Source organism: Paraburkholderia sp. (assembly GCF_035948235.1).
In the GTDB taxonomy this organism is placed as follows: domain Bacteria; phylum Pseudomonadota; class Gammaproteobacteria; order Burkholderiales; family Burkholderiaceae; genus Paraburkholderia.
On the sequence record NZ_DASZJJ010000209.1, the window covers coordinates 1 to 23,392 of the forward strand.

General features: G+C 64.4%; 23 protein-coding genes. 6 read left to right on the forward strand and 17 right to left on the reverse strand.

The genetic code is table 11. The features are described 5' to 3' along the window. A partial coding sequence (locus tag VG320_RS17910; RefSeq protein ID WP_327201426.1) for a LysR family transcriptional regulator occupies nt 1–747 on the reverse strand: 747 nt, incomplete at its 3' end. Nucleotides 748–857: 110 nt separating this feature from the next. On the opposite strand from VG320_RS17910, the gene VG320_RS17915 reads away from it, so the two are divergent. Continuing rightward, nucleotides 858–1,604, forward strand: coding sequence for an SDR family oxidoreductase (locus VG320_RS17915; RefSeq protein ID WP_327201427.1), 747 nt, complete (start codon nt 858–860; stop codon nt 1,602–1,604). Nucleotides 1,605–1,652: 48 nt separating this feature from the next. On the opposite strand, the gene VG320_RS17920 is transcribed toward VG320_RS17915, so the two are convergent. Further along, nucleotides 1,653–2,516, reverse strand: coding sequence for an O-methyltransferase (locus VG320_RS17920; protein WP_327201428.1), 864 nt, complete (start codon nt 2,514–2,516; stop codon nt 1,653–1,655). On the opposite strand from VG320_RS17920, the gene VG320_RS17925 reads away from it, so the two are divergent. Further along, a complete protein-coding gene (locus VG320_RS17925) occupies nt 2,473–3,210 on the forward strand; it encodes an alpha/beta hydrolase (RefSeq protein ID WP_327201429.1) in 738 nt (245 codons plus the stop codon). The two genes, VG320_RS17920 and VG320_RS17925, sit on opposite strands and share 44 nt — an antisense overlap. 24 nt (nt 3,211–3,234) lie before the next feature. Here VG320_RS17925 and VG320_RS17930 read toward each other — a convergent pair whose 3' ends face one another. Genes VG320_RS17930 through VG320_RS17985 form a run of 12 tightly spaced genes read right to left on the reverse strand, consistent with a single transcriptional unit; the run spans nt 3,235 to nt 15,352 of the window. Then, on the reverse strand, nt 3,235–3,996 hold the full coding sequence (locus tag VG320_RS17930; RefSeq protein WP_327201430.1) for an SDR family oxidoreductase: 762 nt from the start codon (nt 3,994–3,996) through the stop codon (nt 3,235–3,237). A gap of 51 nt (nt 3,997–4,047) precedes the next feature. Continuing rightward, the gene (locus VG320_RS17935) at nt 4,048–5,181 is read right to left on the reverse strand and encodes an FAD-dependent oxidoreductase (RefSeq protein WP_327201431.1); all 1,134 of its coding nucleotides are present in this window, start codon (nt 5,179–5,181) and stop codon (nt 4,048–4,050) included. Between the two features lie 33 nt (nt 5,182–5,214). Beyond that, nucleotides 5,215–6,378, reverse strand: coding sequence for an alpha/beta hydrolase family protein (locus tag VG320_RS17940; protein WP_327201432.1), 1,164 nt, complete (start codon nt 6,376–6,378; stop codon nt 5,215–5,217). A 36-nt stretch (nt 6,379–6,414) separates the two neighbouring features. Beyond that, nucleotides 6,415–6,774 carry a Rieske (2Fe-2S) protein gene (locus VG320_RS17945; RefSeq protein WP_327201433.1) on the reverse strand — a complete coding sequence of 120 codons (360 nt, stop codon included), beginning with the start codon at nt 6,772–6,774 and terminating at the stop codon, nt 6,415–6,417. Nucleotides 6,775–6,785: 11 nt separating this feature from the next. Beyond that, entirely contained in the window at nt 6,786–7,718 is a 933-nt protein-coding gene (locus VG320_RS17950) for a VOC family protein (protein WP_327201434.1), read from the reverse strand. A gap of 60 nt (nt 7,719–7,778) precedes the next feature. Next, nucleotides 7,779–8,732 carry an NAD-dependent epimerase/dehydratase family protein gene (locus tag VG320_RS17955; RefSeq protein ID WP_327201435.1) on the reverse strand — a complete coding sequence of 318 codons (954 nt, stop codon included), beginning with the start codon at nt 8,730–8,732 and terminating at the stop codon, nt 7,779–7,781. Continuing rightward, on the reverse strand, nt 8,729–10,597 hold the full coding sequence (locus VG320_RS17960; protein ID WP_327201436.1) for an NAD(P)/FAD-dependent oxidoreductase: 1,869 nt from the start codon (nt 10,595–10,597) through the stop codon (nt 8,729–8,731). The genes VG320_RS17955 and VG320_RS17960 overlap by 4 nt, the downstream gene beginning before the upstream one ends. Beyond that, a complete protein-coding gene (locus VG320_RS17965) occupies nt 10,594–11,622 on the reverse strand; it encodes a fumarylacetoacetate hydrolase family protein (RefSeq protein WP_327201437.1) in 1,029 nt (342 codons plus the stop codon). Before VG320_RS17965 ends, VG320_RS17960 begins: the two co-directional genes overlap by 4 nt. A 56-nt stretch (nt 11,623–11,678) precedes the next feature. Next, nucleotides 11,679–12,449: an SDR family oxidoreductase gene (locus VG320_RS17970; RefSeq protein WP_327201438.1), complete on the reverse strand. Its 771-nt coding sequence runs from the start codon at nt 12,447–12,449 to the stop codon at nt 11,679–11,681. 1 nt (nt 12,450) lies between these two features. Next, nucleotides 12,451–13,734, reverse strand: a complete 1,284-nt coding sequence (gene hisD, locus VG320_RS17975; RefSeq protein WP_327201439.1) for a histidinol dehydrogenase — start codon at nt 13,732–13,734, stop codon at nt 12,451–12,453. A gap of 38 nt (nt 13,735–13,772) precedes the next feature. Next, nucleotides 13,773–14,816 (reverse strand): SMP-30/gluconolactonase/LRE family protein, encoded by a 1,044-nt coding sequence (locus VG320_RS17980; RefSeq protein ID WP_327201440.1) that lies wholly within the window; start codon nt 14,814–14,816, stop codon nt 13,773–13,775. Nucleotides 14,817–14,866: 50 nt separating this feature from the next. Continuing rightward, nucleotides 14,867–15,352, reverse strand: a complete 486-nt coding sequence (locus VG320_RS17985; protein WP_327201441.1) for a VOC family protein — start codon at nt 15,350–15,352, stop codon at nt 14,867–14,869. A 165-nt stretch (nt 15,353–15,517) separates the two neighbouring features. Between VG320_RS17985 and VG320_RS17990 the strand changes: the two genes are divergently transcribed. The 4 genes from VG320_RS17990 to VG320_RS18005 all read left to right on the forward strand — a co-directional run bounded on the left by VG320_RS17990 (nt 15,518) and on the right by VG320_RS18005 (nt 20,453). Then, nucleotides 15,518–16,459, forward strand: a complete 942-nt coding sequence (locus tag VG320_RS17990) for a LysR family transcriptional regulator (protein WP_327201442.1) — start codon at nt 15,518–15,520, stop codon at nt 16,457–16,459. Between the two features lie 197 nt (nt 16,460–16,656). Next, the gene (locus VG320_RS17995; RefSeq protein ID WP_327201443.1) at nt 16,657–17,883 is read left to right on the forward strand and encodes an MFS transporter; all 1,227 of its coding nucleotides are present in this window, start codon (nt 16,657–16,659) and stop codon (nt 17,881–17,883) included. 16 nt (nt 17,884–17,899) lie between these two features. Continuing rightward, nucleotides 17,900–18,730 (forward strand): SDR family NAD(P)-dependent oxidoreductase, encoded by an 831-nt coding sequence (locus VG320_RS18000; RefSeq protein WP_327201444.1) that lies wholly within the window; start codon nt 17,900–17,902, stop codon nt 18,728–18,730. A gap of 142 nt (nt 18,731–18,872) precedes the next feature. Beyond that, on the forward strand, nt 18,873–20,453 hold the full coding sequence (locus tag VG320_RS18005) for a carbohydrate porin (protein ID WP_327201445.1): 1,581 nt from the start codon (nt 18,873–18,875) through the stop codon (nt 20,451–20,453). 63 nt (nt 20,454–20,516) lie between these two features. Here the strand turns inward: VG320_RS18005 and VG320_RS18010 are convergent, their stop codons facing one another. The 3 genes from VG320_RS18010 to VG320_RS18020 all read right to left on the reverse strand — a co-directional run. Then, entirely contained in the window at nt 20,517–21,476 is a 960-nt protein-coding gene (locus VG320_RS18010; RefSeq protein ID WP_327201446.1) for a substrate-binding domain-containing protein, read from the reverse strand. Nucleotides 21,477–21,899: 423 nt separating this feature from the next. Beyond that, entirely contained in the window at nt 21,900–22,301 is a 402-nt protein-coding gene (locus VG320_RS18015; protein WP_327201447.1) for an SRPBCC family protein, read from the reverse strand. Between the two features lie 96 nt (nt 22,302–22,397). Beyond that, the coding region (locus VG320_RS18020; protein ID WP_327201448.1) for a DMT family transporter at nt 22,398–23,392 on the reverse strand (995 nt) is incomplete at its 5' end.

The window sequence follows — 23,392 nt, forward strand, 5'->3', positions numbered from 1 at the left end:
CACATGATATTCCGGTACCCACGCAATACCGATCCCGGCCAGCGCCGCATCAACCATCAGATTCGTGCTGCCAAGCGTCAACGGCCCGTTCACGTCCAGATTGGCGCTGCTGCCGTGACGTTCCAGTTCCCAGCGAAATAATGCGCCGCTCGCAAACCTGAAGCGGATACAGCGATGCTGCATGAGTTCCTGCGGCGTCTTGGGGATGGCGCGCCCGGCAAGATATTCGGGTGAGGCGACAGCCGCAAAGCGCAGATCTGGCCCGAAGCGGATCGCAATCATGTCGCGCGGTACATCGTCCAGCACGCGTATCCCGGCATCGAAGCCATCGGCCACGATATCGACAAGGCGCGTATCGACAACGATCTCGACGTGAATGTCGGGATACGTCTGAAGAAATGTCGGCAGTACATTGAGAAGCAGCGGCCTGGCGCCGGCCTCTGCGGCGCTGATCCGTATCGAACCGGAAGGGCGGGTGCCAGCCGAAGCCACTTCGTCAATGCCTTCCTGCAGATCGGCCAGCGCAGGGCCGACACGTCTGAGCAAATGCTCGCCCGCCTCGGTGAGCGCCACTGAGCGCGTCGTGCGGTTGAAAAGGCGCACATTCAGGCTTTCCTCAAGGCCTCGTACCGCATGGCTCAGAGCGGGAGGCGATAAGCCCAGTTGTTTTGCAGCGGCGCGAAAGCTCCGGTGTTCGGCAACGGCCAGAAAAGCCGTGAGTTCAGAAAGTCCGGTGCGAATCTGCATAGATGAATTTCCCTTAACGACTCGTGAAATTCTACGCCGATTGTTAAGGGCGGTCTCATAAACTAGTATGAATCCATATTCGCCACGCAAGGCGTTTTCGGAGAATGGATTTGGAATCGAATATTGAAGGGAAGGTGATCGTCATTACGGGTGCGAGCAGCGGACTGGGTGCGGCGACAGCGCGTCACTTGAGCGCTCGCGGAGCGAAGATCGCACTGGGCGCGCGCCGCCAGGATCGCATCCAGTCGCTGGCCGATGAACTGGTGCGTAACGGCGCTCAGGCCATCGCCGTGACGACCGATGTCACGCGTCACGAAGAGGTGAAGGCCCTCGTAGAAGCAGGGGTGAACGCCTTCGGACGTGTGGACGTGATGATCAATAACGCGGGCCTGATGCCGCATTCGCCGCTCGAACGCCTGAAGATCGACGACTGGAACCGGACCATCGACGTCAATATCAAGGGCGTACTGTATGGTATCGCTGCAGCGCTACCGTATATGAAAGCGCAAAAGAGCGGCCATATCATCAACGTTTCGTCCGTCGCGGGCCGCACGGTGCGCCCCGGTAGCGCGGTGTATGCGGCAACAAAGAGTGCAGTCCTGATGATCTCTGAAGGCTTGCGTCAGGAAGTGAAACCCTACGATATTCGCACGACGGTCGTTTCACCAGGCGCGATTGCAACCGAACTGCCATCTAGCGTCACCGAACCCGATGTGGCGGGATTGATCGGCAAATTCTACGAGCAGTATGCGATCCCGGCCGAGTCCTTCGCGCGGGCCGTTGCGTTCGCAATCAGTCAGCCGCCGGAAGTCGATGTCAACGAAATCCTGTTCCGTCCCACGCGTCAGGAAGGCTGAGCGGTTGCTGTCCGGGCGAAGGCGGCTGCGTTAGATTCGCATCGGGTCTTAGCGAACCTTCAGCGCGAGTTCCGTGCCGCGCTTGATCGGCAGCGTTGTCGAGATAAAGCCGTTGGCGGGGTCGCGGATATAGTCGAGGAAATCCGGCTCGGCGTTGTCGTTCAGCACATAGCCGCCAACGCGCAACTGTGGCGCTACGATCTCAATGACCGTACGCGCAAGCGATGGTCCGTGCGGCTGCGGCCAGCCGTCGATCAAGGCAAAATCAATCGGACCGCCAAGGTCGCGCAGCGTTTCGCGTGCATCGCCCACGCGAATATCGGCGTAATCGGCCAGGCCCGCATCGGCGAGATTCGCGCGTGCCGTATCGACCTTCGACTGTACGAGTTCGGAGCCGATGACGAGGCCACCGCCGTTGTCGCGCATCGCCGCGGCAAAGTAGAGCGCCGACATGCCAATCGACGTTGCGAAATCGACGACGCGTTTCGCGCCCATCCCACGGCACAGCAGGTAAATAATGTCGCCCTGATCCGGGTGAATTGAAAAGCCGTAGTCGGCAAAGGCCTCGGCATCGTGTCGGGCGGGACCGTCGAACGCTTCGCGCGGAGGACGGTTACGGCTTTCATTGAGATGTTTAATCACTTCCAGAACGCGCGGGTCGCGAATCGGGCTGGATTTTGCTGCTTCGGGATTGTCGTGTGACATGCTCGTTCTCTCCAGGGGCCAGTGGCAACGCAGTGTTGAGTCCATTCTCCGATAAAACGCGCGACCCCGGCGCCTCAGTTTGATGTCAATGTAGACACAATATTTGCGGCGCCACGCATTTAGAATAGGGTGTGATTGGTTATCACTAAACTTACCCAGCAAAATGCGAATTGTGCCCTTAGCCCGAGGACGGTCGAATTTCCCCACGCTGGTTTGCCTGCCGGGTGCGATGTGCAGCCCGCTCGTCTATGCGCGCGCGGCGAAAGAGTCTGGCCTGAATGCATTTGCGCTGGCGTGGATGGAGGACGATGGTCCATTCGATCTTGACGCTATCGCGGGCCGTATAGCCCATGCGCTTGCTGACGAAGGTGACGTCGTTCTCGTTGGGCATTCGCTCGGCACGCCGCTTGCCGTCCTCGCCACGCTGGCAGCCAGCGCGCGGCCCGATGTGCGCGTGAAAGGGCTGGTTTTATCGAACAGCGGAGCGAATACGAAGGGTCACGGCGATGCATCGGCCATCGTTCGTCGTATCGAGGATGAATGGGGCGAATCGATGTGGCGGGCTTTCGTCTCGCGTTGTTTTCACATCGACCCGGAAGGCCCCTTGCTGGATGAGGTATTGAAGTACCCGGCTCGTCTGCGGAGCAACGCGGTCGCGCAGGCCATCAAAAGCCAGATCGAAACGGACTTGCTGCCGTTGCTCGGTCAACTGCCGCCCATTCCGGTTGCCGTCGTGCACGGTCGGTTCGACGTGGCGAGAACCCTGGCGCACGCGCAGGAACTGGCTGGCGCGATTCAGGGCGCCACGCTGCACGTTTTTGAAACAGGACACACGAGCTGCGCGGAGGATCCCTCCGCGTTTGCCCAGGTCCTGCGCGCCGTGACCGAAGGTGCGGCCTGAAGCGGTTGAGCGGGCCGTGCGTCGTTAGAACCCGAATCCGCCTCCGTCGACGTTCATGACCTGACCGGTGTAAAAGCGCGCGTCATCCGAAACGAGAAACGCGAGCGCGCCGGTGAGATCGTCGGGTTGCCCGGTGCGCGGAATGAACTGCCGCGCGCGCACCGTTTCGAAGGCCTCGGGCGGGAGGTGGGCGGCGCTGCCCGCGTGTTTCGTCAGCCCCGGCGAAATGGCGTTGACGGTCACGCCGTGCGGCCCGAACTCGGAGGCCAGCGCGCGCGTCAAGCCGATCACGGCCATCTTGCTGCACGCATAGGCGCTCATGCCAGGCGGCGGTCCCCAGACCGTGCTGGACGCGAGATTGACGATGCGCCCCCAGCCACGCTCGATCATGCCCACGGAGAAAGCCTGGGCCAGCAGAAACGGCGCATCGACGTTGACGCCCATGATCTGCCGCCAGAGTCCGGCGTTGATGTTCGCGACGGGGGCCATCGGCATGAATGCTGCGTTGTTGACAAGCACATCGACCTTACCGGTCAATTCCAGCACGCGCGCAGAAAAACGCGCGATGTCGTCCACATCGGCGAGATCGCAGGGCAGCGCAAGCGCGCGTCCGCCCTGGGCTTCGATACGTGCAGCAAGCGCATCGCACGGTACGCGGTCGGTTAGCACGAGCGTGTGGCCGCTGGCGGCCAGACGCAGTGCGAACGCTTCGCCAAGGCCACCGGCCGCGCCCGTGACGACGGCCACGCGCGCGGAGTTCGACGTGAGCGGAGTGAGAGTTGTCATGATGTTGTCGCTATGTGTAGTTCGTATCGGGTTGAGCCATGTTTGCGCGCTTCAGATTGGCGCGCGCAGCGCCTGCAATGCGCCGACCATCACGCGCGTGTGCTCGTCGCGCGAGCCGCCGGTGCGCTCAATCTCGCCAAGCCGCGCCGACGACGACACCACCAGCCGCGCACGATCGTAATGGCGCCCCGCATACGCGAGCAACGCGCCTTCGAGCGAGTGGCGCCGCGCCAGCTCCTGGGCGAGCACAATCGCCCCTTCAACAGCGATGCCTGCGCCCGAGGCGAGATGCGGCGTGGTCGCATGCACCGCGTCGCCCAGCAGCACGATGCGGCCGCGATGCCACGGCCCGTCGATCATATGCCCCGCGAGCGGCCGGTACAACACGCGATAATCGTCGGCTGAGCCGTTCAGCAGAGCGTGGCGGAACTCGCCGATCGGGCCGTCGAATTCTTCCAGCAGTTCAGCGAGCAGCCGCGGCCATTGCTCGGGCGCGACAAAATCCATGCCCTCGCGCCGGTCGAGCACAAACAGATAGCAGTGTGTCGCGCTGATCGGATTCATGCCCGCTTTCGTGGTCTTGCCCATGTAGATCGTCGAGTTTTCGCGCAGGCGCGGCACCACGGCGCGCCACGATCCCTGGCCCGTGAAGCGCGAGCCGGTGAATTCGGGCTTGACGTGGCGGCGCACCGCCGAATTCACCCCGTCCGCGCCGATCACGAGGTCGTAGCGCGCGCGGCTGCCATCGGTGAACACGACGTCCACGCCGTCGGCGTCCTGGGTGAGGGTTTCGAAGCTCACGCCCAGACGTACCTGCGCGCCCGCCGCGCGCGTGGCGTCGCCGAGAATCGACGCGAGCGCCGTGCGCATGATGCCTGCCGCCCCCGGCAGGGGACCGGCGTCGTGAGCGGGGTCGATCGGCACGCAGGCCTGCAGGGCGCCGTCGGCGTCGCAGATATCCACCGCGCGCCACGAGCCGCCCACGCGCAGCACTTCGTCGACGACGCCGACTTCGCGCAGGCCGCGCAGCGTCGCGCCGCTGATGGTGATGCCCGCGCCGTCGGCGGCCCATTGGGGATTGAGTTCGGCAAGATCGACGTCGATGCCTTGGCGGCGCAGCATGATCGCCGCGCACATGCCGCCGATGCCGCCGCCGACGATCAGAACCTTGTTGACGAGTGCCATGGTGTGTCTCTGTAGTTTTATGGGTGCGTGCGCTCAGGCCAGCGTGCCGCTGAGTTGCCCGGCGAGCCAGTCGGCAATGCGGTTGCCCGCGTTGAGCGGATTGTCGAGCGAGCTGTGTTCGACGCCGCCTTCACGCGCGTCAAACACGAAGAGATCTTTCTTCGGGCTATTGATCAGTTGTTCGAACGTTTCGTGCGCGTACCTGAGCGGGATCTGGCGGTCGTTTTCGCCGTGCGTGACAAGGAAGGGCACGCGGATGCGGTCGAGCACGCCGTTCAGATGCATGTGTTCGGCCTTGGCGAAGAAGTCGTCCATGTCGTGCGCGCCGAATACCCATTGAACGTGCTTCCAGTAGTGCGGCACGGGATTTTCGCCTTCGCGCTTGAGGCGTGCCTGCTGCACGGCGCGCCAGTCGTGATTCGCGCCCCAGACAGCACCGCACGCAAAGCGCGGTTCGAACGCGACGGCGCGCGGGCAGTAGTAGCCGCCAAGCGATACGCCTAGCGCGCCAATGCGGCGCGCGTCCACTTCTTCGTGCCGTTCGAGCCAGTCCACGATCGGCGCGGCCCAGACTTCGGTGTTGTGCACTGCAGGCAGTTGCTGCAGGCGCAGTGCTTCGCCAGTGCCGGGCTGATCGACGAATAGCGCACTCAGGCCGCGCCGCGCGAACATCGTGCCCATGACGCTCTTTTGCAACATTTCCTTGGTCGAGTCGAGGCCGTTCATCACCACGACAATCGGCGCACGCTGGCCCGGTTGCAGACCTTCGGCCCGCACGTAAAGCGCGGCGAGATGCGTGTCGCCATAGGGAATCTCTACACGTACGCAATTTTCCCGGCCCAGCGTGCGGCCACGCGCGAACTGCTCGAGCGAACGGCGATAGATTGCCAGCCGCGCTTCGAATCCGTGCGCCTGCATGCGCTCCGCGATACCGTAGTAAAGGCCCGCGCGCGAATATTTCTCGCCCGCCGACAACGTGTGGCCCCGCGCGACGTCTTCATCGGCGAGGGAGGAAAGCTGGTCGGCACCCGCTTTCCACGCTTCGTAGAATGCGACGGTGCCGGGATCGTCGCCCGCAAGCGCGGCGTCGCGCAGCGGCGCGCACATCGCATCGACCTCGCCGATGTTGCCGCCGTGTGTGAGGGCGATCATCGTCGAGAGACTCCAGACGTAATTGGTGGGGAAGTACTGGAACATGGTGAGCGTGTCCGGTGAGGGAATCGGTGAACGGAATCAGTCGAAAATCGTGGGCAGCGTGGCGGGAATCCAGACCGCGCCGTCTTCCACGCGCGCGGGCACCTTGCGCAGCGACTGGCCGGTGCAGGGGCCCGCGAAGCAGTAACCCGTGCGCAGATCGAAATGGGCCGAATGCGCGTAGCAGACGATGTGCTGGCCGTCGCCGGAGAGAAAGCGGTCCTGGCGATACTCCAGCGGCCGGTGCTCGTGGGGGCAGTCGTTGAGCCAGACGAAGACTTCGTTGCCTTGACGCACGACGCACAACTGATCGTCGAGTTCTTTGCGCAGCAGGCCGCGCGAGCCGCCGTCGGGCAACTCGTCGAGCTGGCAGAGCAGGCGTTCGTCGTTGTCGTGCATGGTTGGCTCGCTTATTCGCCCGGCGCCCATTTGTTGCGCGCCTCGAACAGGAAAATCTGTGAGTTGTCCGAACCAGGATCGACGGCGCGCGGCGTCCAGCTCGCGTCGTGATGATCCATGTCCGCGTCGAATTCGATGGTCGCGCCGAAGGGGCTGTTGAAGTACCAGAAGAAGTTGCTGCCCAGGATATGGCGGCCCGGCCCCCAGAAACTCTTATAGCCCTTCTTCACGAAGTTCCAGCCGTGCTGGAGCACTTCGGCGGGCGAGCCCAGATGGAACGTGAAGTGGTTGCAGCCGATCATGTGGTCGTTCTGGCTTTCGATCATGAAGAGCGTGTGATGATCGAGGGTGCCAGCCGGGCGCATGAACGGACCGAGGTGGTTGAAACGGTCGGTCACCACGAAGCCCAGTCGCGTGTAGAACGCCTCGGCCTTTTGCGCATCTGCGACGAAGTACACGACATGGGAGAGCGTGCGCGGCTTGATGACCTCGTGCGGATCCGCGGAGCAGTCGTTCGGCGCACGGCCCGCAGGCTGGCCTGGCACGTTGAAGCCCAGAAAGCGGGCGTCGTAGGGGCGCCGCTGCGTGACCATGAAGGCCACGCCAAAACCCGCATCGTCGATACAGTGCACGGTGCCGTTTGCGTCCACCTGGACCGGGCGCTCGGCTTCCAGATGCGCGCGGATCGAGGCGAGCGTGTCCGCATTGTCCACGCCATAGACGGTTTCGCGCAGGCTGGGCGTGGCGGCCCTGGGCGGCAGCGGTGGCAGGCGCGGGTCGTCGGCGGCGCGCATCACGAGGGCGGTGCCGTCGAGCGCCTCGAACACGCCGCCGTGCACCGGATCGTATTCGACTTCGTCCAGACCATAGTCAAGCAGGTATTGACGCGCGCCCGCCATGTCGTCGATGCCGAAGACGAGATATTCGAGTCCAACGATCTGCATAATAAGGAATCCTTTTTGTTAGCAACGCACCACAGATCCTGCGGTGCTCATGCGATATGTCTATTGCGCCATCGCGCGCGTGATCAGTTGCTCGACGTCGCCGTCGTGGCGCAAGCCGAGTCGTTCGGCCTCTGGCGTGCGCAACGGCGGATAGGCCGCAAACAGGCGCTCGACGAACGGATCGGGCGCATAACTCACGAGCGCCTTGCGTGCCTCGCCAAAGCGCGCGGCCAGCGCGTTCACCACGTCTTCCATGGTCAGACGCAGCACTGGCATCTGATACGAGCGCCGTGCGTTGAGGCGTTCGACGTCGATGGTGGCCGCGAGCAGCAGGTTGTCCACGCAGGCGCCTACGGAGATCCACCACGCTACGCCCGTGGGCGAGACGGGGAGGGTGATCGGTTCGTTCGCCGCGAGCTTCCAGAACAACTGGCTCATGAACGCGGACACCAGACCCGCGCCGTCGCCGGGCCGCGCGACCACGCCGGGCAGGCGCAGCGAGCAGCCCTGCACCCAGCCCAGGCGCGTGGCGTCGGCGACCAGCGTTTCGCCCATCAGCTTGTGCGCGCCGTAGCTGAGCGCCGGTGCGGGCAGCGTGTTTTCGTCCACCACGGCCGGCAACTGTTCGCCGTAGACGGCCACCGTACTGGCGAATACGAAGCGCGGCGCACGAGCGCCATGCGCCGCGCCGCGCAGGTCTTCGAGCAGGCCCAGCGTCGCGTCCAGGTTGATCGCCCGGCCCAGCGCATAGTCGCGCTCGGCCGCGCCTCCCGGAATACTGGCGAGATGGAACACCGCATCGACGGGCGTGGCGTACGCTTGCGCGCGCACGCTGGCGTCGGCGATGCTGCCCGCAATCTGCGGCGCACGCGCGTCGGCGTGCGGTGTGTCGAACGCAATATCGAGCAGCGTGAGCTTCGAAACCGCGCGTGCGCCCAGGCCTTCAGCCAGCAGACGCTTCACGAGCGCGCGGCCCACGAATCCCTGCGCTCCGGTGACGACGACATGGCTCATTGCGCGTCTCCCTTGCGAAACGGCAGCGTGGCGAGAAAGGCCAGACGCGAAACGCCCAGCATTTTCAGCCCCGCACGCGCCGAAGCGGCATCCAGACGCGCTTCCATCGGCATGGTGCCGAAGCTCTTGCCCTTGATGACCAACTCATTGCCCACGCGCTCCAGCGACTCGACGTGCATCAATTCTTCGTCGGCGGCGCCACGCAGCACCATGCCGTCCTTCTTCGCTGCGCCGTTCTGTTGCGCCGTGGCGGGCACGCCGCTGTCCTGGCGCGCGCCCTTCGCCACGCTGCCGAAGTCCATGCCCAGTTGCTCGAACATCCTGATGGCGGTGGCGCGGCCCGCGCCATAGACGCCGCCGCCCGGATGCTGGAACGGCCCGGCCAGATACAGGCGCTCGACGCCCGGCACCGTGAACTGGCCGAGATCGGGCGTGGGGCGATGCCCGGCGCTCTGGTAGAAGTACGGCGCGACGCCGTGCAGATCGCCGCGCATCATGCTGTTCGGGCTGGAGCGTTCGAGGTCGACCGGGCTCACGATGCTGCGCGCCACGATGTTTTCGCTCGTGAGGTTCGAGACAAACTGGCGGTAATGCGCAAGCGACCGGTCGCCGATCTCTTCCTTGAATTCGTCCCAGTGTTGTCCCGCCCAGCGCTTGTCCTTCACCTGGTACGGCGCGAACGTGATGCCATGGAACATGCCCTTGCCCGGCGGCACGCGGGTCTTGTCGCCGATACTTTCGTCGCCGCCCGCGCACAGACGGCGCTCGGTAATCAGGCCGCGCTTGAGGTCGTCGAAATCGGCGAGCATTTCGTCCAGGCTGTCGGTCGCCATGAATTCGAGCATGGTCGCGTAGCCCACTTCCTCGCCCGCGTAGTAGCGCGCGTTTTCCTTCAGATCGTAGTGGCTCACCATGATCGAGAAGGGCGCGAGCGTGGCGCGCTCGGCGCGCTGGAGCACCGGCTCCGGCACGCCTTCCACGAAGCGGCGGATCACATGCGGGTGGATCGCGCCGATCACCGCATCCTTCGCGACGATCGTTTCGCCGTCGGCCAGACGCACGCCGCTGGCGCGCCCCGCGATCGTGAGGATCTGCGCGACTTCGGCGTTGCAGCGCACTTCGCCGCCATAGGATTCGATGCAGCGCACCAGCGATTCAGTGAGCTTGCCGCTGCCGCCAATGGGCTGCGACACGCCATAAGTGTGGATGATGCCCGGCATCAGCAGCACGCCCATACCGGTGCCCAGTTCGTTGGGCGCCTGGAGGTTTTCGCTCACCAGACGCAGCAGGTGAATCTTGATCTTGTCGCTCTCGTAAAGCTGGTTCACGAGGTCGAGACAATCGCGGTTCATGTAGTCGAGCATGAGCCGGCCTTCGTCGCTGCGGTCGAGCATTGCGACCAGTTCGCCCAGCGGCGGCGGCGGCGAGTACAGGCCCGGCATGAACATCTGCAGCACCTGCTGGCTCATCTTCACGAAGGCGCGGTAAGTATCCGCGTCCTTCTGCGAGACCTTTGCGAAGCATTCGCAGGTCTTGTCGAGATCCTTGTAGGTGAACAGCACTGACTGGTCCGGGAAGATCGTCGCGTGCGGGACCGGCGAATAGTGGTACTTCAGGCCGTGTTCCGAGAGCAGGCCCAGTTCGTCCTGGCGCAGCATCGGATTGCCCTGAATCATGATGTGCACGCTCGAATGCTCGTCGTGCCAGTAGCCCGGTGTGTTCAGCTCGCGCGTGCTTACGCCGCCGCCCGGCCAGGCCTTGCGCTCCAGCACCAGCACTTTCTTACCCGCCTTCGCGAGATACGCGGCGGCCACGAGACCGTTATGGCCTGCGCCCATGGCGACGATGTCGTACTGCTGGCTCATGCCTGAACTCCTGATGTGACGTGTTGCTGCACAAATTGCCGGACATACCCGGCCTGCACGAAGCGATGATCGATTGCGCCGAATACCGATTGCCCGTCGCGGCCCTTCATTTCAAAGCGCAAACGCTCGCCAAACTGCAGCCACGGCGTGCGCGATTCGCCGTGCTCCAGTGTTTCGATAGCGCGCTGCTCGGCGAGGCAGGCGGAGCCGGTCTGGCGATAATCGACGTTCGAGAACGTGCCGGAGCCGAGTAGCATGCCCGCGCGCAGGTTGCGGTTATACGCGATGTACGCAATCAGCTCATGAAAGCCGAAGCTCATTTCGCGGCCATTCGGTGCGCCGAAGCGTTCGCCGTTGCGCGAGACTTCCATGTCGAGTTGAACGCGGCCATCGCGCCACGCGTCGCTGAGTTCGTCGGGCGTGACGGCAACGGGCGCGAACGCCGTGGCGGGTTTGGCGAGAATGAAGCCGAAACCCATGCCCAGTTCGCGGAACAGATGCTTGCGCATGCTGACGTCGTTAAAGAGCACGATGAGGCGTATGTGATCGAGCGCATCGGCTGCGCGCGTGCCCATCGGCACATCGCCCAGAATCACGCCCACTTCGCCTTCGAAGTCGCAATGGTCGGCTTCGTCGGGGAACGCGTAATCGTCGTGCGGTCCCACAAAGTCGTCGGCCTGACGCTGGATCAGCACCGGAATCGTGGGGTCCGACTTCTTTTCCGGGTGATACGCCTGGGTCATGATGCGGCCATGATTCAGAAACGCCGAGGCGTCGATGAACTGATGCGTGCGCGGCAGCGGCGCCATGCAGGCGTTTGCGTCAAAGTCGAAGGCATCGGCCGCGTTGCCGGCGTTGAGCGCATTGGAGAGCGTCTGCAAGGCTGGCTGTGCGCGCGTCCAGTCGTCCAGCGCGGCGCGCAGGGTCGGCGCGATGGACCTGGCGCATACTGCACGGCGCAGATCGCGCGAAACGACGATCAGTGCGCCGTCGGGGTGGCCGTTGTTGAGCGACGCGAGTTTCATGGTGCGTGTCTCCTTCCTTGTCTCTTCAGTTCTCTTCGGTTCTTCTCAGTTGGGTGTCACTGTAACGGCCTGCCGCCGTCCACGGGCAATACGCAACCCGTGGTGAAACGCAGATCGCGCACGGCGGCCAGCACGGCCAGCGCGATTTCCTCGGGCTGCGCAAGGCGGCCCAGCGGCGTGCGGGTGGCCTGCTCGTCGCGCCAGGCGTCGTCCATCGACTTGACGAATTCGGTGTCCACGAGGCCAGGCGAGACCGAGACCACGCGGATAGCGGGCGCGAGCGCGCGGCCCAGCGACTTCGTGAGATTGTCGAGCGCGGCCTTGGAAGCGCAGTAAATCACGTTGCTGCCCATGGCCGTTTGCGCGGCAATCGACGAGATATTGACGACAACCGCGCCGCCCGCGAGCGTGCTTTTCTCCAGCAGCGGGCGCAGTGCGCGCACCATCGCGAACGGGCCGCGCACGTTGGTGGCGAGCACGTCGTCGATCAGCGCATCGTCCATACCGTCCAGGTCTGCGTGGGCGACAAAGCGCGTGGTGCCCGCGCAGTTCACGAGAATGTCGCAACGGCCGTAAAGCGTGGCGACATCGTCGGCGAGGCGCGCCAGCGCGGCGCTGTCGGTGACGCTCGCGGGCAAGGCGCGATGTCCTTCGCCGTCGAGCTGCGCGGCCAGCGTTTGCGCGGCGTCGGCGGAACTGCGATAGCCGGCGACGACCGCGCAACCCGCGTGCGCGAGCGTGCGGCAAATCTGCTCGCCCAGGCCTCCGGTCGCGCCGGTGACGACGGCGACCGGACGCTCGCCGGTGGTGGTGGTGAGCGAACGCATATCAGTTCTGCTTGCCCAGGCGCCGCACGCGAATATCGGCCTGTTCCTTATGGCCGGAGAAGTGCTCCAGCGCACAAAGACGCGAACACACTTCGCCGATCTTCACCGAAGCCTCATCCGTGAGAATACGCTGGTAGCTGTGCGTCTTGATGAACTTGCCTACCCACAGGCCGCCCGTGTAACGGCCCGCGCCCATGGTCGGCAGCGTGTGATTCGTGCCGATCACCTTGTCGCCATACGAAACGTTGGTGCGATGGCCAAGGAACAGCGCGCCGTAGTTCGTCATGCGCTGCAGGAACCAGTCGGGGTCGCGCGTCATGACCTGGACGTGCTCGGAACACAGACGCTCGGCTTCCTGCAGCATTTCCTCGTCGGTGTCGCACAGGATGATTTCGCCGTAGTCGCGCCACGCGACGCTCGCGACCGGCGCCGTGTCCAGGCGTGCCAGCACGGTGTCGATCGCGGCGGGCAGTTCGGCGGCGATCTTTTTGCTCGTGGTGATGCAGTAGGCGGGCGAGGTCGGGCCGTGCTCGGCCTGGCCCAGCAGATCGACGGCGACGAGTTCGGCGTCCACGCTGTCGTCGCAGATCACGAGCGTTTCGGTCGGGCCCGCGAACAGGTCGATGCCCACGCGCCCATAAAGCTGGCGCTTGGCTTCGGCCACAAAGGCATTGCCCGGGCCGACGATCATGTCCACCGGCGCGATATGTTCCGTGCCCAGCGCCATCGCCGCCACGCCCTGCACGCCGCCCATCACGTAGATTTCATCGGCGCCCGCGAGCGCCATTGCGGCGATGATCTCCGGCGAGGGCTTGCCGTCGAACGGCGGCGCGCAGGCGATCACGCGCTTGACGCCCGCCACCTTGGCGGTGAGCACGCTCATGTGCGCGGAAGCCAGCAGCGGATATTTGCCGCCGGGAATGTAGCAGCCCACCGAATTCACGGGGATGTTGCGATGGCCCAGCACCACGCCGGGCAGCGTTTCCACTTCCACGTCGCGCAGCGAGAGAAGCTGGATCTGCGCGAAACGGCGGATCTGCGCCTGGGCGAACTTGATGTCTTCGATCGCTTGCGGCGAGAGGGCGTTAATGCACGCCTGGATTTCCGCATCGGTCAGACGAAAGCTTTCAGGATTCCATTTGTCGAATCGTTCGGAATACTCACGAACGGCCGATTCGCCGCGCGACTCGATATCGGCGATGATTTTCTCGACCGTCATGCGCACCTGCGCGTTGTTGTCGGCCTTGGCCTGCGCGGTCTGGCCAGTCTTGAGATGTTCGATCATGTCGTGCTACCCGTGTAGAGAAGTGAGAGGCGATTCAGTTACGAAGCGTTCGCGCTCGTGCGCTGCCAGTGCGCGAGCGGCAGGCCGGGCACGGGCGAGCGGAAGCTCGCGAGCGTCGTGCCGCCCAGGCTGCCCAGATAGACCGTGCGCAGATCCGGGCCGCCGAAGGTGAGGCTCGCCATCATCGGTGCAAGCGTGCCGCGGCAGGCGCCCATCAACTCAGGCGTGGTCGTGCCCGCGCGGTAGTGCTCTTCGTAGCGCGCGAAGGCCTGGTGGTTGCCGTCGTCGAGCAGCGTGAGGATTTCGCCTTCGGGCGTGAGCGCGATCAGCTTTTCGTTGAGGATCAGCGTGATCCAGAGATTGCCGTGCGCGTCGAAGGCGAAGCCGTCGGGAAAGCCGCCCAGATCATGCGGGCCGTAAATTTCGCGATCCGCGAGCGAACCGTCGTCCTGCACGCGCAGACGCGAAATGCGGCGCGCGTTGGTTTCGACCACGTAAAGCCATTCTTCATTCGCATCCAGACGGATCTCGTTGGTGCCGACAAAACCGTCCGCGACGATGCGGATGCCGTGTTCGTCGATCAGGCCTACATAGCCGTCGGCGGTTTTTTCGTTGATCGAGCGCGTCCACGGCACCTGGCGCGTCGTGACCGTGAACCAGATGCGCCCGCGCGAATCGGTCAGCACGAAATTGGTCTTGCCAAGCGGCTGGCCGCCGATGCGGTCGTAGAGCGTGCGCGAAGCGCCGTCACGCGTCATCAGTTCGATGGCGTCAGTGCCGAAGTTGGCGATCACGATGTTGCCGTCGCGATCGAAAGCCAGACCATTGGGCAGCGTGCCGCCCATGACCAGTTGTTGCGCGTCGTGCGAGGCGGGCGTGGCCGCTTCGGGAGTTTGTTGCGCAATCAACGTTTGCGTGCCGTCCGGCGCGATGCGCATGACGCCGCCGCGCGCGTCGGCGGTCCAGAGCGTGCCGTCCGGTTCGGCCAGAATGCATTCGGGGCGCAGCAGGTCGCGGCCCACCATGCGGATGTCGTCGCGGTTGACCTGCCAGCCGCGCAGTGGATTGGTCGATGTCGTCATGAGTGTGAGTGCGTGAGCGTGAGCATGAGCGAGGGTGTCGAAGGCGGCGTTCAGGCCGCATGCAGATCGGCGGCGAACGGCTGCAGCAATTCGATCAGGTTGCCGCTGATATCGCGGATAAAGGCGGTGGGATTGCCGTCCACCACGAGTTCGAAGGCGATATCGGCGCCCGCTTCGCGCAAGGCGGCGACAGCCGCGGGCACGTCGGGTACTTCGAAACACATGTGTTTGTTGCCGTGCGTGCGCAGATCGAGATTCGGCACGCGGCGATCGGCGGGCAGCGGGGCGGCGCCGGGCACTTCGAAAATTTCGATGCGGTACTGTTCACGCCGCACAAAGGCCACGCGCGCCGGAATCTTGTCGATGGAGAGTTGCTGTTCGAGCGTGAAGCCGAGCATGCGCGCATACCAGGCCACGGCGTCGTCGAGGTCCGGCACGCTGATGCCGAAGTGATGCGGGCGCAGCGCGGCGAGCAGCGGCGCGGCACCGATGTCATGGGGCGCCAGCGGCGCGGTCGTGCAGGGCACGGTCGTCATGTTGGTTTGTCTCCGGCTTGTTCGCGCCGCGGCGTTCTGGTGCTGAGGCGCGGCATCGTTGATTCGTATGGCCCCTACTCTAGAGGGGTTCATTTGTCGAAACCATCAATTCCTAGTGGAAACACGCATTGATACGATCGGATGGTCGCGCGATAGTGGCGCCCCATGAGACTCGGCCACTTCGACATGAATCTGCTGGTCGCGCTGGACGCGCTGCTCGACACGCGCAGCGTGACGCGCGCGAGCGAGCGGCTGCATATTGGCGCTTCCGCCACCAGTAGCGCGCTTGGGCGCCTGCGCGAATATTTCGGCGATCCGCTGCTGATGCAGGTGGGGCGCCGCATGGAACTGACACCGCTTGGGCGTAGCCTTGCGCAGCCCGTGCGCGAGATTTTGCTGACCGTGCAGTCCACCGTGGTCGCGCGGCTGGAGTTCGACCCGGCGCAGGCGCGGCGCAACTTCGTGATCCGCGCTTCCGACTACCTCACCACGGTGCTGCTGATCGACGTGGTGCAGCGCCTGCAACGCGAGGCGCCCGGCATTACGCTGCATATCGCCAACATGGCCGACGACGTGCCGGAGCGGCTCGACCGCGGCGAAGTCGATTTCGTGATTTACCCCAGCGTGTCGGTCAATCCCGATCATCCTTCCCAGGCGCTGTTCGAGGAGACCTTCAGTTGTGTGGTGTGGGAGGGCAATCCGCTGGTGGGCGACGCGCTCACGCTCGAGCAGTACGCGGAACTGGGCCATGTGGCCGCGACCTTCGGCGAGAGCCGCAGCGCGAGTTTCGAAGGTTTTGTCATGGCCAATCGCGGCATCACGCGCAATATCGAAGTCACCACCACGAACTTCAATACGCTGCCGCAACTGGTGATCGGCACGACGCGCATCGCGACCGTTCACACGCGTCTGGCGAAAATCTATGCGCATTTTCTGCCGCTACGCGTGTTGCCGTTGCCGCTGGACCTGCCGCCGCTCGTCGAAATGATGCAATGGCATGCGATCAACAACGGCGACCCCGCGCACACGTGGATGCGCCGCGTGCTGCTGGAACAGGCACAGGCCAGCGCGCTCGCGCCCGGCGCGGCCTTTACGCAGCGCGCGTAAGGACACGAAAGGAAGGTCAGGAGATTGCACATCGATTTGACGACATCAAATGGTATCGTCAACGCAATCTGATTGTGTCGTAACGTCGTCGCCGGAATCATTCGTCTCACACAAACGGGAAGTTCCCGGTCCTGCATGAACGCCTCGCGCGCCGTGCCGGCCCGGCGGACTTTTTTGTATAAAACGGAGACGACCTCATGCATGTCCCCCTCGAGCGGCGCGACGGCGCGCCCGCACGCCGCGAAGCACACTTCCTGCACGCGCTGATTCTTCTGAGTACGGTCATTTGCGGCACGCTCGCGCCGACAGTGATCGGCCCGGTGCTGCCCGCCATGCAGCAGCATTTCGCCGACGTACCCAATATCGAAACGCTGGTGCCTGTCGTGGTGACGATGCCGATGTTCGTGCTCGGCGCGCTCGCGATGGTGATTGGCGCGCTCAGCGACAAGATCGGCCGCAAGCGCGTGCTGGTCGGCTCGCTGGTGCTCTATGCGCTGGCGGGCACCGCACCGCTGTGGCTCGATTCGATTCACGCGATTCTTGCGAGCCGCGCGCTCGTCGGTCTTGCCGAAGCCGCCGCAATGACCGTGAGCACCTCGTTTATCGGCGATTACTTCACCGGCGCGCAGCGCGACCGCTACGCGGCGCTGCAGGTCACAGTGGCCTCGACCTCGGCGTTTGTGTTCAATCTGATGGGCGGTTTGCTCGGCGCATATGGCTGGCGCGCGCCGTTCGTCGCCTACGCGCTGCCGCTGTTGCTGGCGCCGCTCGTGCAGATCTTCATCTGGGACACGCGCGGGGCCGCGCCGCTTGCGCAATCGCGCAGCGTCGATGACGAACCCGAATTCAAGCCCTGGCTGCTCGCGCTCATCTGCGTGGCGGCGTTTGGCGTCGGCATGGTGTTCATGGTGGTGCCGGTGCATTTGTCTTTCATGCTCGTGCAACTGGGTGTGCACGCAACGGGTTCAATCGGCTTTGCGTATGCGATGAACAGCGTCGGCATCATTGCGGGCACGCTCGGTTTTGGCTGGTTTATCGCGAGCCGGTGCAGCGTCGTGCAGCAATTCGTGCTGGGCACAGTGGTGTGCGGCCTCGGTTTCGTCTGCATGGGCGCGGCGCACGACGCGAGTGTGTTGACGCTAGGTGGCGCCGTGAACGGTGTGGGCTGCGGCATCGTGCTGCCCGCGCTCGTGAGCTGGGGCTTGCGCTCGCTGCCTTATGCACGGCGCGGCTTCGGCACCGGCGCGTTCACGGCCGCGCAATTCATCGGCTACTTCTGCAGCCCGATCATCGTCATGGGCATGGTCATGCACTTCGGTTCGCGCTTCGCGGTTGTGCAGGACTGGGGGCTCGCGCTGTTCGCGCTCGCGGCGCTCTGCGTGGCGGGTTCGCTGCTGCGCGTGCGTCGGCTAAAGCTCGGCTGACGCTACGGAGGCGGCCATGAAAGCTGACACGAAGTCTGAAATGAACGCCGCGTGGCGACCTGCGCTGCCCGTCCAGCGCGGCGAGCGCCTGCGCGACAAGATTGCGGTGGTGACGGGCATCGGCAGCGGCATCGGGCGTGCGTGTGCGCTGCTGTTCGCCGCGCAGGGTGCGCGCGTCGTGGGCTGCGATATCGACGCTCACGCAGCCGCACGCTCAATCGAGGAAGCCCGCGAGCGCGGCCTGCGTATCGACGGTGTACAGCCGTGCGATCTCACGCAGCCGCGCGAGGCGGCGCGCGTGATCGAGCATGCTGTGGAGTTGCATGGCGGCATCGATGTGCTTGTCAATGCGGCCGCGTTTGGCGCTTTCGCATGGCTCACCGAGATGGACTACGAGACGCAGTGGCGCAAAACGCTCACGGGCGAACTCGACATCGTGTTCCTGCTGTGCCGCGCCGCGTGGCCCGCGCTGATTGCGCGCGGCGGCGGGGCGGTGATCAACTTCGCTTCGGCGAATGCGGCGCTCGCGCTCGATGGCTCGCCCGCGATTGCGCATTGCGCGGGCAAGGGCGGCGTGCTCGCAATGACGCGCCAGCTTGCGATGGAGGGCGCGCCGCATGGCATCCGCGCCAACACCATCTCGCCCGCGCTGGTGGAAACCGACGCTACCCGCCGTCACATGCGCGAGCAGCCCGAGTTCGTCGAGCGCGCGCTCGGCAAGCTGATGATCAAGCGCGTCGGCCAGCCCGAAGACATCGCGTGGTGCGCGCTGTTCCTCGCTTCGGACGAAGCCGCATGGGTCACGGGCGCCGATTTCCCCGTCGATGGCGGCGCGACCGCATGGTGATTGCTGTGCAGCCATAAACGCACGATAAACATGCCCTAGCGGCGCTTCAGGCCGCTTCTCCAATTTAATTCGAATTCCTCACTGAGTCTGGCGACAGACGCGGCGGTAGACGCTTTGCCCCAAAAAACAGGAGACGATAATAATGACGTTCGACAGGTTTGGAATTTCCCGCAATCAAACGCATCGGTGTTCGGTGCGCGTACCCCAGATTTCGGCGATGGCGCTGGCGGCGATGCTCGCGAGCGGCGCGCTGCACGCGCAGTCCAGCACCGATGCCGGCACCGCCGTGGCGCAAGCCGATGCGTCATCCACGACGCCAACCGCCAGGCCCGCGAAGACGCAGACGCAACAGCCTACGGTGAAACTCGCCGCTGCCGATGCGCCGCTGCAGCAAGCCTCGACCGACCGGCCAAGCGTGCAGCAAGGCATTCCGTCGACGGATCAGCTTGGCGTCTCGCATATTGGCGACGCCACGCCGTCGCCCTCGGCGGGACCGCGTCAGGGCCCGCTCGCCGGTATCGGCCAGAAGCTCAACGACTGGGGCTTCACGCCATCGCTCAATCTCGTGCAGATGTACCTGGCGAACCCGAGCGTCGGCCAGCAGACGGGTAATCACGAGGCGCTTACCTTCATCGCCGTGGGCGGCGATTTCGACATGGAAAAGATCGCCGGCTTTCCGGGAGCGACGATTCACTTCCAGCAGTTGTTCGTGCCGTTCACTAACAACCTTGCGTGGGGCACGCAGGTCGGCGATGTGCTGGCGGGTCAGCCGGGCCCTTACGTGCCGCAGGTTTCGCACCTGGGCATCTTCACGTGGGAGCAGAAGGCGTTTCACGACAAACTCGACGTCGAGTTCGGCAAGACCAATGCGGGGGCTTATTTTGGTGCGCCCGTGTGCAATCAGGGCTTTGGTTGCCAGAGCGCGATCCTGCAGAATAGCGCGGGTATGAACCCGCCCGTCTATGTGAACTGGGGCGGCCGCGCGCGCTACAACATCACGCCCGCGTGGTCGGTGCAGGCAGGGCTGTTCCGCTCGAATCCCGCTTATCCGTTCACGAACGGCTGGGAATGGACCGATAGCGTGCCGGACAGCAATGTCTGGCTCGCGAGCACGGCATACCGCACGACGTATCAAACCGATGCGTATCCGAAGAGCTATGAGCTGATGCTCTACTACAACACGCGCACGCAGACGGACCCGCTTACGCAGGAGTCGCACAAGGGCACGTCGGGGGTTTATTTCGGCGGACGTCAGGTGGTCTGGCGTGCCGATGGCGGTCTGGCGGGCGCGCCGGACCCAACGGCCGTTTCGCTGTTCGCGACGGCGACGGGCAGCTTCGACGCGCATTCGAGCTATGGTCTGGCGATGACGGGCAGCGCGGGCGTGATTCTTGAAGCGCCATTACGTAGTCGTCCTCACGATAGCATTTCGCTGTCGCTGAACTGGGCGACGCTCACGCCGCACGAGCAGGAATATCTGAAGCAGGAGAATCTGGCGGCGGGTGGTAGCGGTTATACGGTGGGGCGCACGCAGTATGGCCTGAAGCTCGACGCCAATATCGCACTGACGCGCAGCATCATTCTCAGCCCGTATGTCATGCGTACGTGGAATACGAATACGTGGGGCAACCCGACCTATGCGGCCACGCCGAAGAACGGCATCGTCGCGGGGATTGTCGCGAGTGTGTTCTTCGACAAGATGCTGGGTTTGACCGATCGTTGAGCGGGTTTCTCAGGGGGAGGCAACGGGCCTGGCGGCCCGTTTTTTCGCTTGCCTGAAGCGTGTTTAAAGCGTCTCCTTCGTCACGAGCGTGACCGGTGTTTCGATGTAGTCGGGCAGATCGTCCTGGCCGCGGTGCTCCACGCACGCCTGCAAGGCCACATCGAGACCATAAACGGCCTGCTTTTGCGCGAACTGGTCGAGCGAGGCGAGCACGCGGCCATCCTTGATCATCGGCTTGATCGCGTCGCTGGCGTTGAAGCCCGTGATGAGTACGCGGCCCGTGAGCTGCGATTCGCGCACCGCATCCACGGCGCCGCGCGCCATGTTGTCGTTCGCGCACAGCAGCGCGCGCACACCGGGTCGCGCGGCGAGGATCGACGCCGCTGCGAGGCGTCCCTGACCATATTCCCAGTTGCCGCTTTCAATCGCGACGACTTCGATCTGCGCGGCCTGCATGGCGTCGCGAAAGCCGGCTGTGCGCTGCTGCGCGTTGAGGTCGGCGGAAACGCCTTCGATGATGCCAACCCGGTCTCCCGCATGCAGCCGGTGCGCGAGATAGTCGCCCACACGTTTGGCTGCGCGCCGGTCGTCGGGGCCTACGTAGGGGATATGCAGATGCGCCTCGCGCAGCGCGTCGGCATCGAGCGGATTGTCGATTGCGATCGTGAGGATGCCGTGCTGCACGCTGTTGCGCGCGGCGTTCACGAGCGCGCGCGAATCGGATGGCGCGAGCACGATGGCGGTGACGCCCTGTTTGATCGCCGTATCGACGAGACGGATCTGACCCGCCGCATCGCTTTCCGACTGGATGCCCAGCACCGTGAGCCTGAACGGATAGGGCGCGTGCGCCTGGAAGACCTTGGCGGCGGAGATCATCACCGTCGTGAACGGATCGGGCAGATCCTTGAGCACCAGCGCGATGGAGGTATCGCGCGTGGCGCCCTGGCCGCTGCGGGCATGCGCGGCGCCGATCGCGGCAAAGAGACTCGCGAGCACGAAGCGACGGCGTTGTGGATGAAACATGGCGTGAGCGGCGGCGGGTTTTGGGAGGTGGGGCGCAATGGTGGGAGTGTAAACGAGGCCAGGCGTTCCCACCGAGCGAGGGGGAAGCTGTTGCACACGAAAATGCGGCCGGCCCGCGCGGTCTTGCGGCTAGTTTGCGCACGAAGCATGCATGATTTGTCTGGGATTAGCTTCGGTAAAGTTTGTATTTAAGAAGAAAATTGCATGCATTGCTGGCATTCCAGTTAGCGTGGATCCGGCTTGTGATTCGTTTGTCAAATGCAACTAACAGCCAATCCCGCGGAACCCCCTGAAATTGCGTACGCGTAGCGGTACACAAACGGCTTTCGAATGATTCTCACCCGTCATCCAGGGCCGGTTTGATACGACCGGAAGCAAGCGGTCTGAGGCAACGCACCGCTGGAGCAGCGCCTGAAGGCAGCACTACAACGCCAGATTTCGCGCGGCCGCAGCGCTGCCCGCGTCCATCAGCGGCTCGACCAGCGCGCGTCGTTCCTCAGGCAGAAAATCGCAGACCCACACCAGCCGGCAACGCCCGGTCGCTTCGTCCACTTCGTCCACGACGATCTGCATCGACGCGGCGTAGTGTTCGAAATTCGGCCCGCAGACCGTGTAAGCCACGCGCATGCGCTCATCGTCGACAGTGACAATACGCTCCTGCACCACGTTGCCGTTCGCAAACGTCACCGTGCGCAGATCGCCATCCACCCGCGCGTCGGTGAGTACCCCTGCGAAGACGCGGGCGATGTTGCGCGAATCGCGTAGCGTGGCCCACGCACGCGCCGCGTCGCTGTTCAGGGGGATGTCGCGATAGAGGGAAGCCATCGTCGCGTCTCCTTGGTGGATTTCAGGATCGTGAGATGGCGTCAGTATGCGCGCAGTGCGCCGACCGTTAAAGCCGCGCGAATCCGCTCGTTAGAGTCAATGCGAATGCCGGTGGTGCACGTCCGGGAAATGCGCGTGCGTGTGCGTGAGCGGCGCGTGATGATGCGCATGGGTGTGCGGCTCGGTCCCGTCCCAATCAAAATCGTGCTCATGCCGATGATGCGCGTCGTGCCGATGCCGATGCGTATGGTCGAGCGGCGCGTGCGTGTGCTCATGCTCGTGACGTTCGCGCACATGCAGCCAGACACCCAGCGCCATCAGCGCGAGCGCGGCCCAGAAGGTGAGGGCGGGCCGCTGCGGCCACAACATCAGCGAGAGCGCCACGCCAAACAGCGGCGCCACCGAGAAGTACGCGCCCGTGCGCGCCGTGCCCAGATTGCGCAGCGCGACCACGAACAGCACGAGGCTCACGCCGTAGCCCGCGAACCCCACTGCCATGGCGGCCGCGAGATGCACGCCGTCGGGCCAGTGCGCGCCTAGCCGGAAGGCGAGCAGCAGATTGACCGGCCCGGCCGCCAGGCCCTTGAGGCAGGCGATCGTCATGGCGTCGTTGGCCGAGACCTTGCGCGTGAGATTGTTGTCGATCGCCCAGCACAGGCAAGCGCCCATCACGAACAGCGCGCCGGGCGCGAGTCCCGCGTGTGGCCCGCTCCATGACAGCAGCACGCCGCCCGCGACGATGGCGGCCATGCCCAGCGCGATCTGCGCGTCGAAGTTCTCGCGAAAACAGACCCACGCGATCAGCGCTGTCAGCACGCCTTCGAGATTGAGCAGCAGCGCGCTGGTGGCTGCGGGCGTCGTGACGAGGCCGAGCATGAGCAGCGCGGGTCCGGCCACGCCGCCCGCGACGATCGCGCCGGCCAGCCAGGGGGCTTCAGCGAGGCGCAGCGGCGCGTGTTCGGGCGGGGCGTCGGCGCGGCGGCGCAACCTGCGCACGAGGATCGCGATGGCGAGCCCCGTGCCGCTGCCGAGGTAAAAAAGACCGGCCACCATGAAAGGCGGCAGCGTGCCGAGCAGCGCCTTGGCGAACG

Coding starts and splice junctions, on each gene's coding strand:
- VG320_RS17945 (WP_327201433.1), bottom strand. CDS start 6,774: ATGCACGACAACGACGAACGCCTGCTCTGCCAGCTCGACGAGTTGCCC.
- VG320_RS17950 (WP_327201434.1), bottom strand. CDS start 7,718: ATGCAGATCGTTGGACTCGAATATCTCGTCTTCGGCATCGACGACATG.
- VG320_RS17930 (WP_327201430.1), bottom strand. CDS start 3,996: ATGACAACTCTCACTCCGCTCACGTCGAACTCCGCGCGCGTGGCCGTC.
- VG320_RS17960 (WP_327201436.1), bottom strand. CDS start 10,597: ATGAGCCAGCAGTACGACATCGTCGCCATGGGCGCAGGCCATAACGGT.
- VG320_RS18000 (WP_327201444.1), top strand. CDS start 17,900: ATGAAAGCTGACACGAAGTCTGAAATGAACGCCGCGTGGCGACCTGCG.
- VG320_RS17985 (WP_327201441.1), bottom strand. CDS start 15,352: ATGACGACCGTGCCCTGCACGACCGCGCCGCTGGCGCCCCATGACATC.
- VG320_RS17995 (WP_327201443.1), top strand. CDS start 16,657: ATGCATGTCCCCCTCGAGCGGCGCGACGGCGCGCCCGCACGCCGCGAA.
- VG320_RS17970 (WP_327201438.1), bottom strand. CDS start 12,449: ATGCGTTCGCTCACCACCACCACCGGCGAGCGTCCGGTCGCCGTCGTC.
- VG320_RS17965 (WP_327201437.1), bottom strand. CDS start 11,622: ATGAAACTCGCGTCGCTCAACAACGGCCACCCCGACGGCGCACTGATC.
- VG320_RS17925 (WP_327201429.1), top strand. CDS start 2,473: ATGCGAATTGTGCCCTTAGCCCGAGGACGGTCGAATTTCCCCACGCTG.
- VG320_RS17935 (WP_327201431.1), bottom strand. CDS start 5,181: ATGGCACTCGTCAACAAGGTTCTGATCGTCGGCGGCGGCATCGGCGGC.
- hisD (WP_327201439.1), bottom strand. CDS start 13,734: ATGATCGAACATCTCAAGACTGGCCAGACCGCGCAGGCCAAGGCCGAC.
- VG320_RS17980 (WP_327201440.1), bottom strand. CDS start 14,816: ATGACGACATCGACCAATCCACTGCGCGGCTGGCAGGTCAACCGCGAC.
- VG320_RS17955 (WP_327201435.1), bottom strand. CDS start 8,732: ATGAGCCATGTCGTCGTCACCGGAGCGCAGGGATTCGTGGGCCGCGCG.
- VG320_RS17940 (WP_327201432.1), bottom strand. CDS start 6,378: ATGTTCCAGTACTTCCCCACCAATTACGTCTGGAGTCTCTCGACGATG.
- VG320_RS18005 (WP_327201445.1), top strand. CDS start 18,873: ATGACGTTCGACAGGTTTGGAATTTCCCGCAATCAAACGCATCGGTGT.
- VG320_RS18010 (WP_327201446.1), bottom strand. CDS start 21,476: ATGTTTCATCCACAACGCCGTCGCTTCGTGCTCGCGAGTCTCTTTGCC.
- VG320_RS18015 (WP_327201447.1), bottom strand. CDS start 22,301: ATGGCTTCCCTCTATCGCGACATCCCCCTGAACAGCGACGCGGCGCGT.
- VG320_RS17990 (WP_327201442.1), top strand. CDS start 15,518: ATGAGACTCGGCCACTTCGACATGAATCTGCTGGTCGCGCTGGACGCG.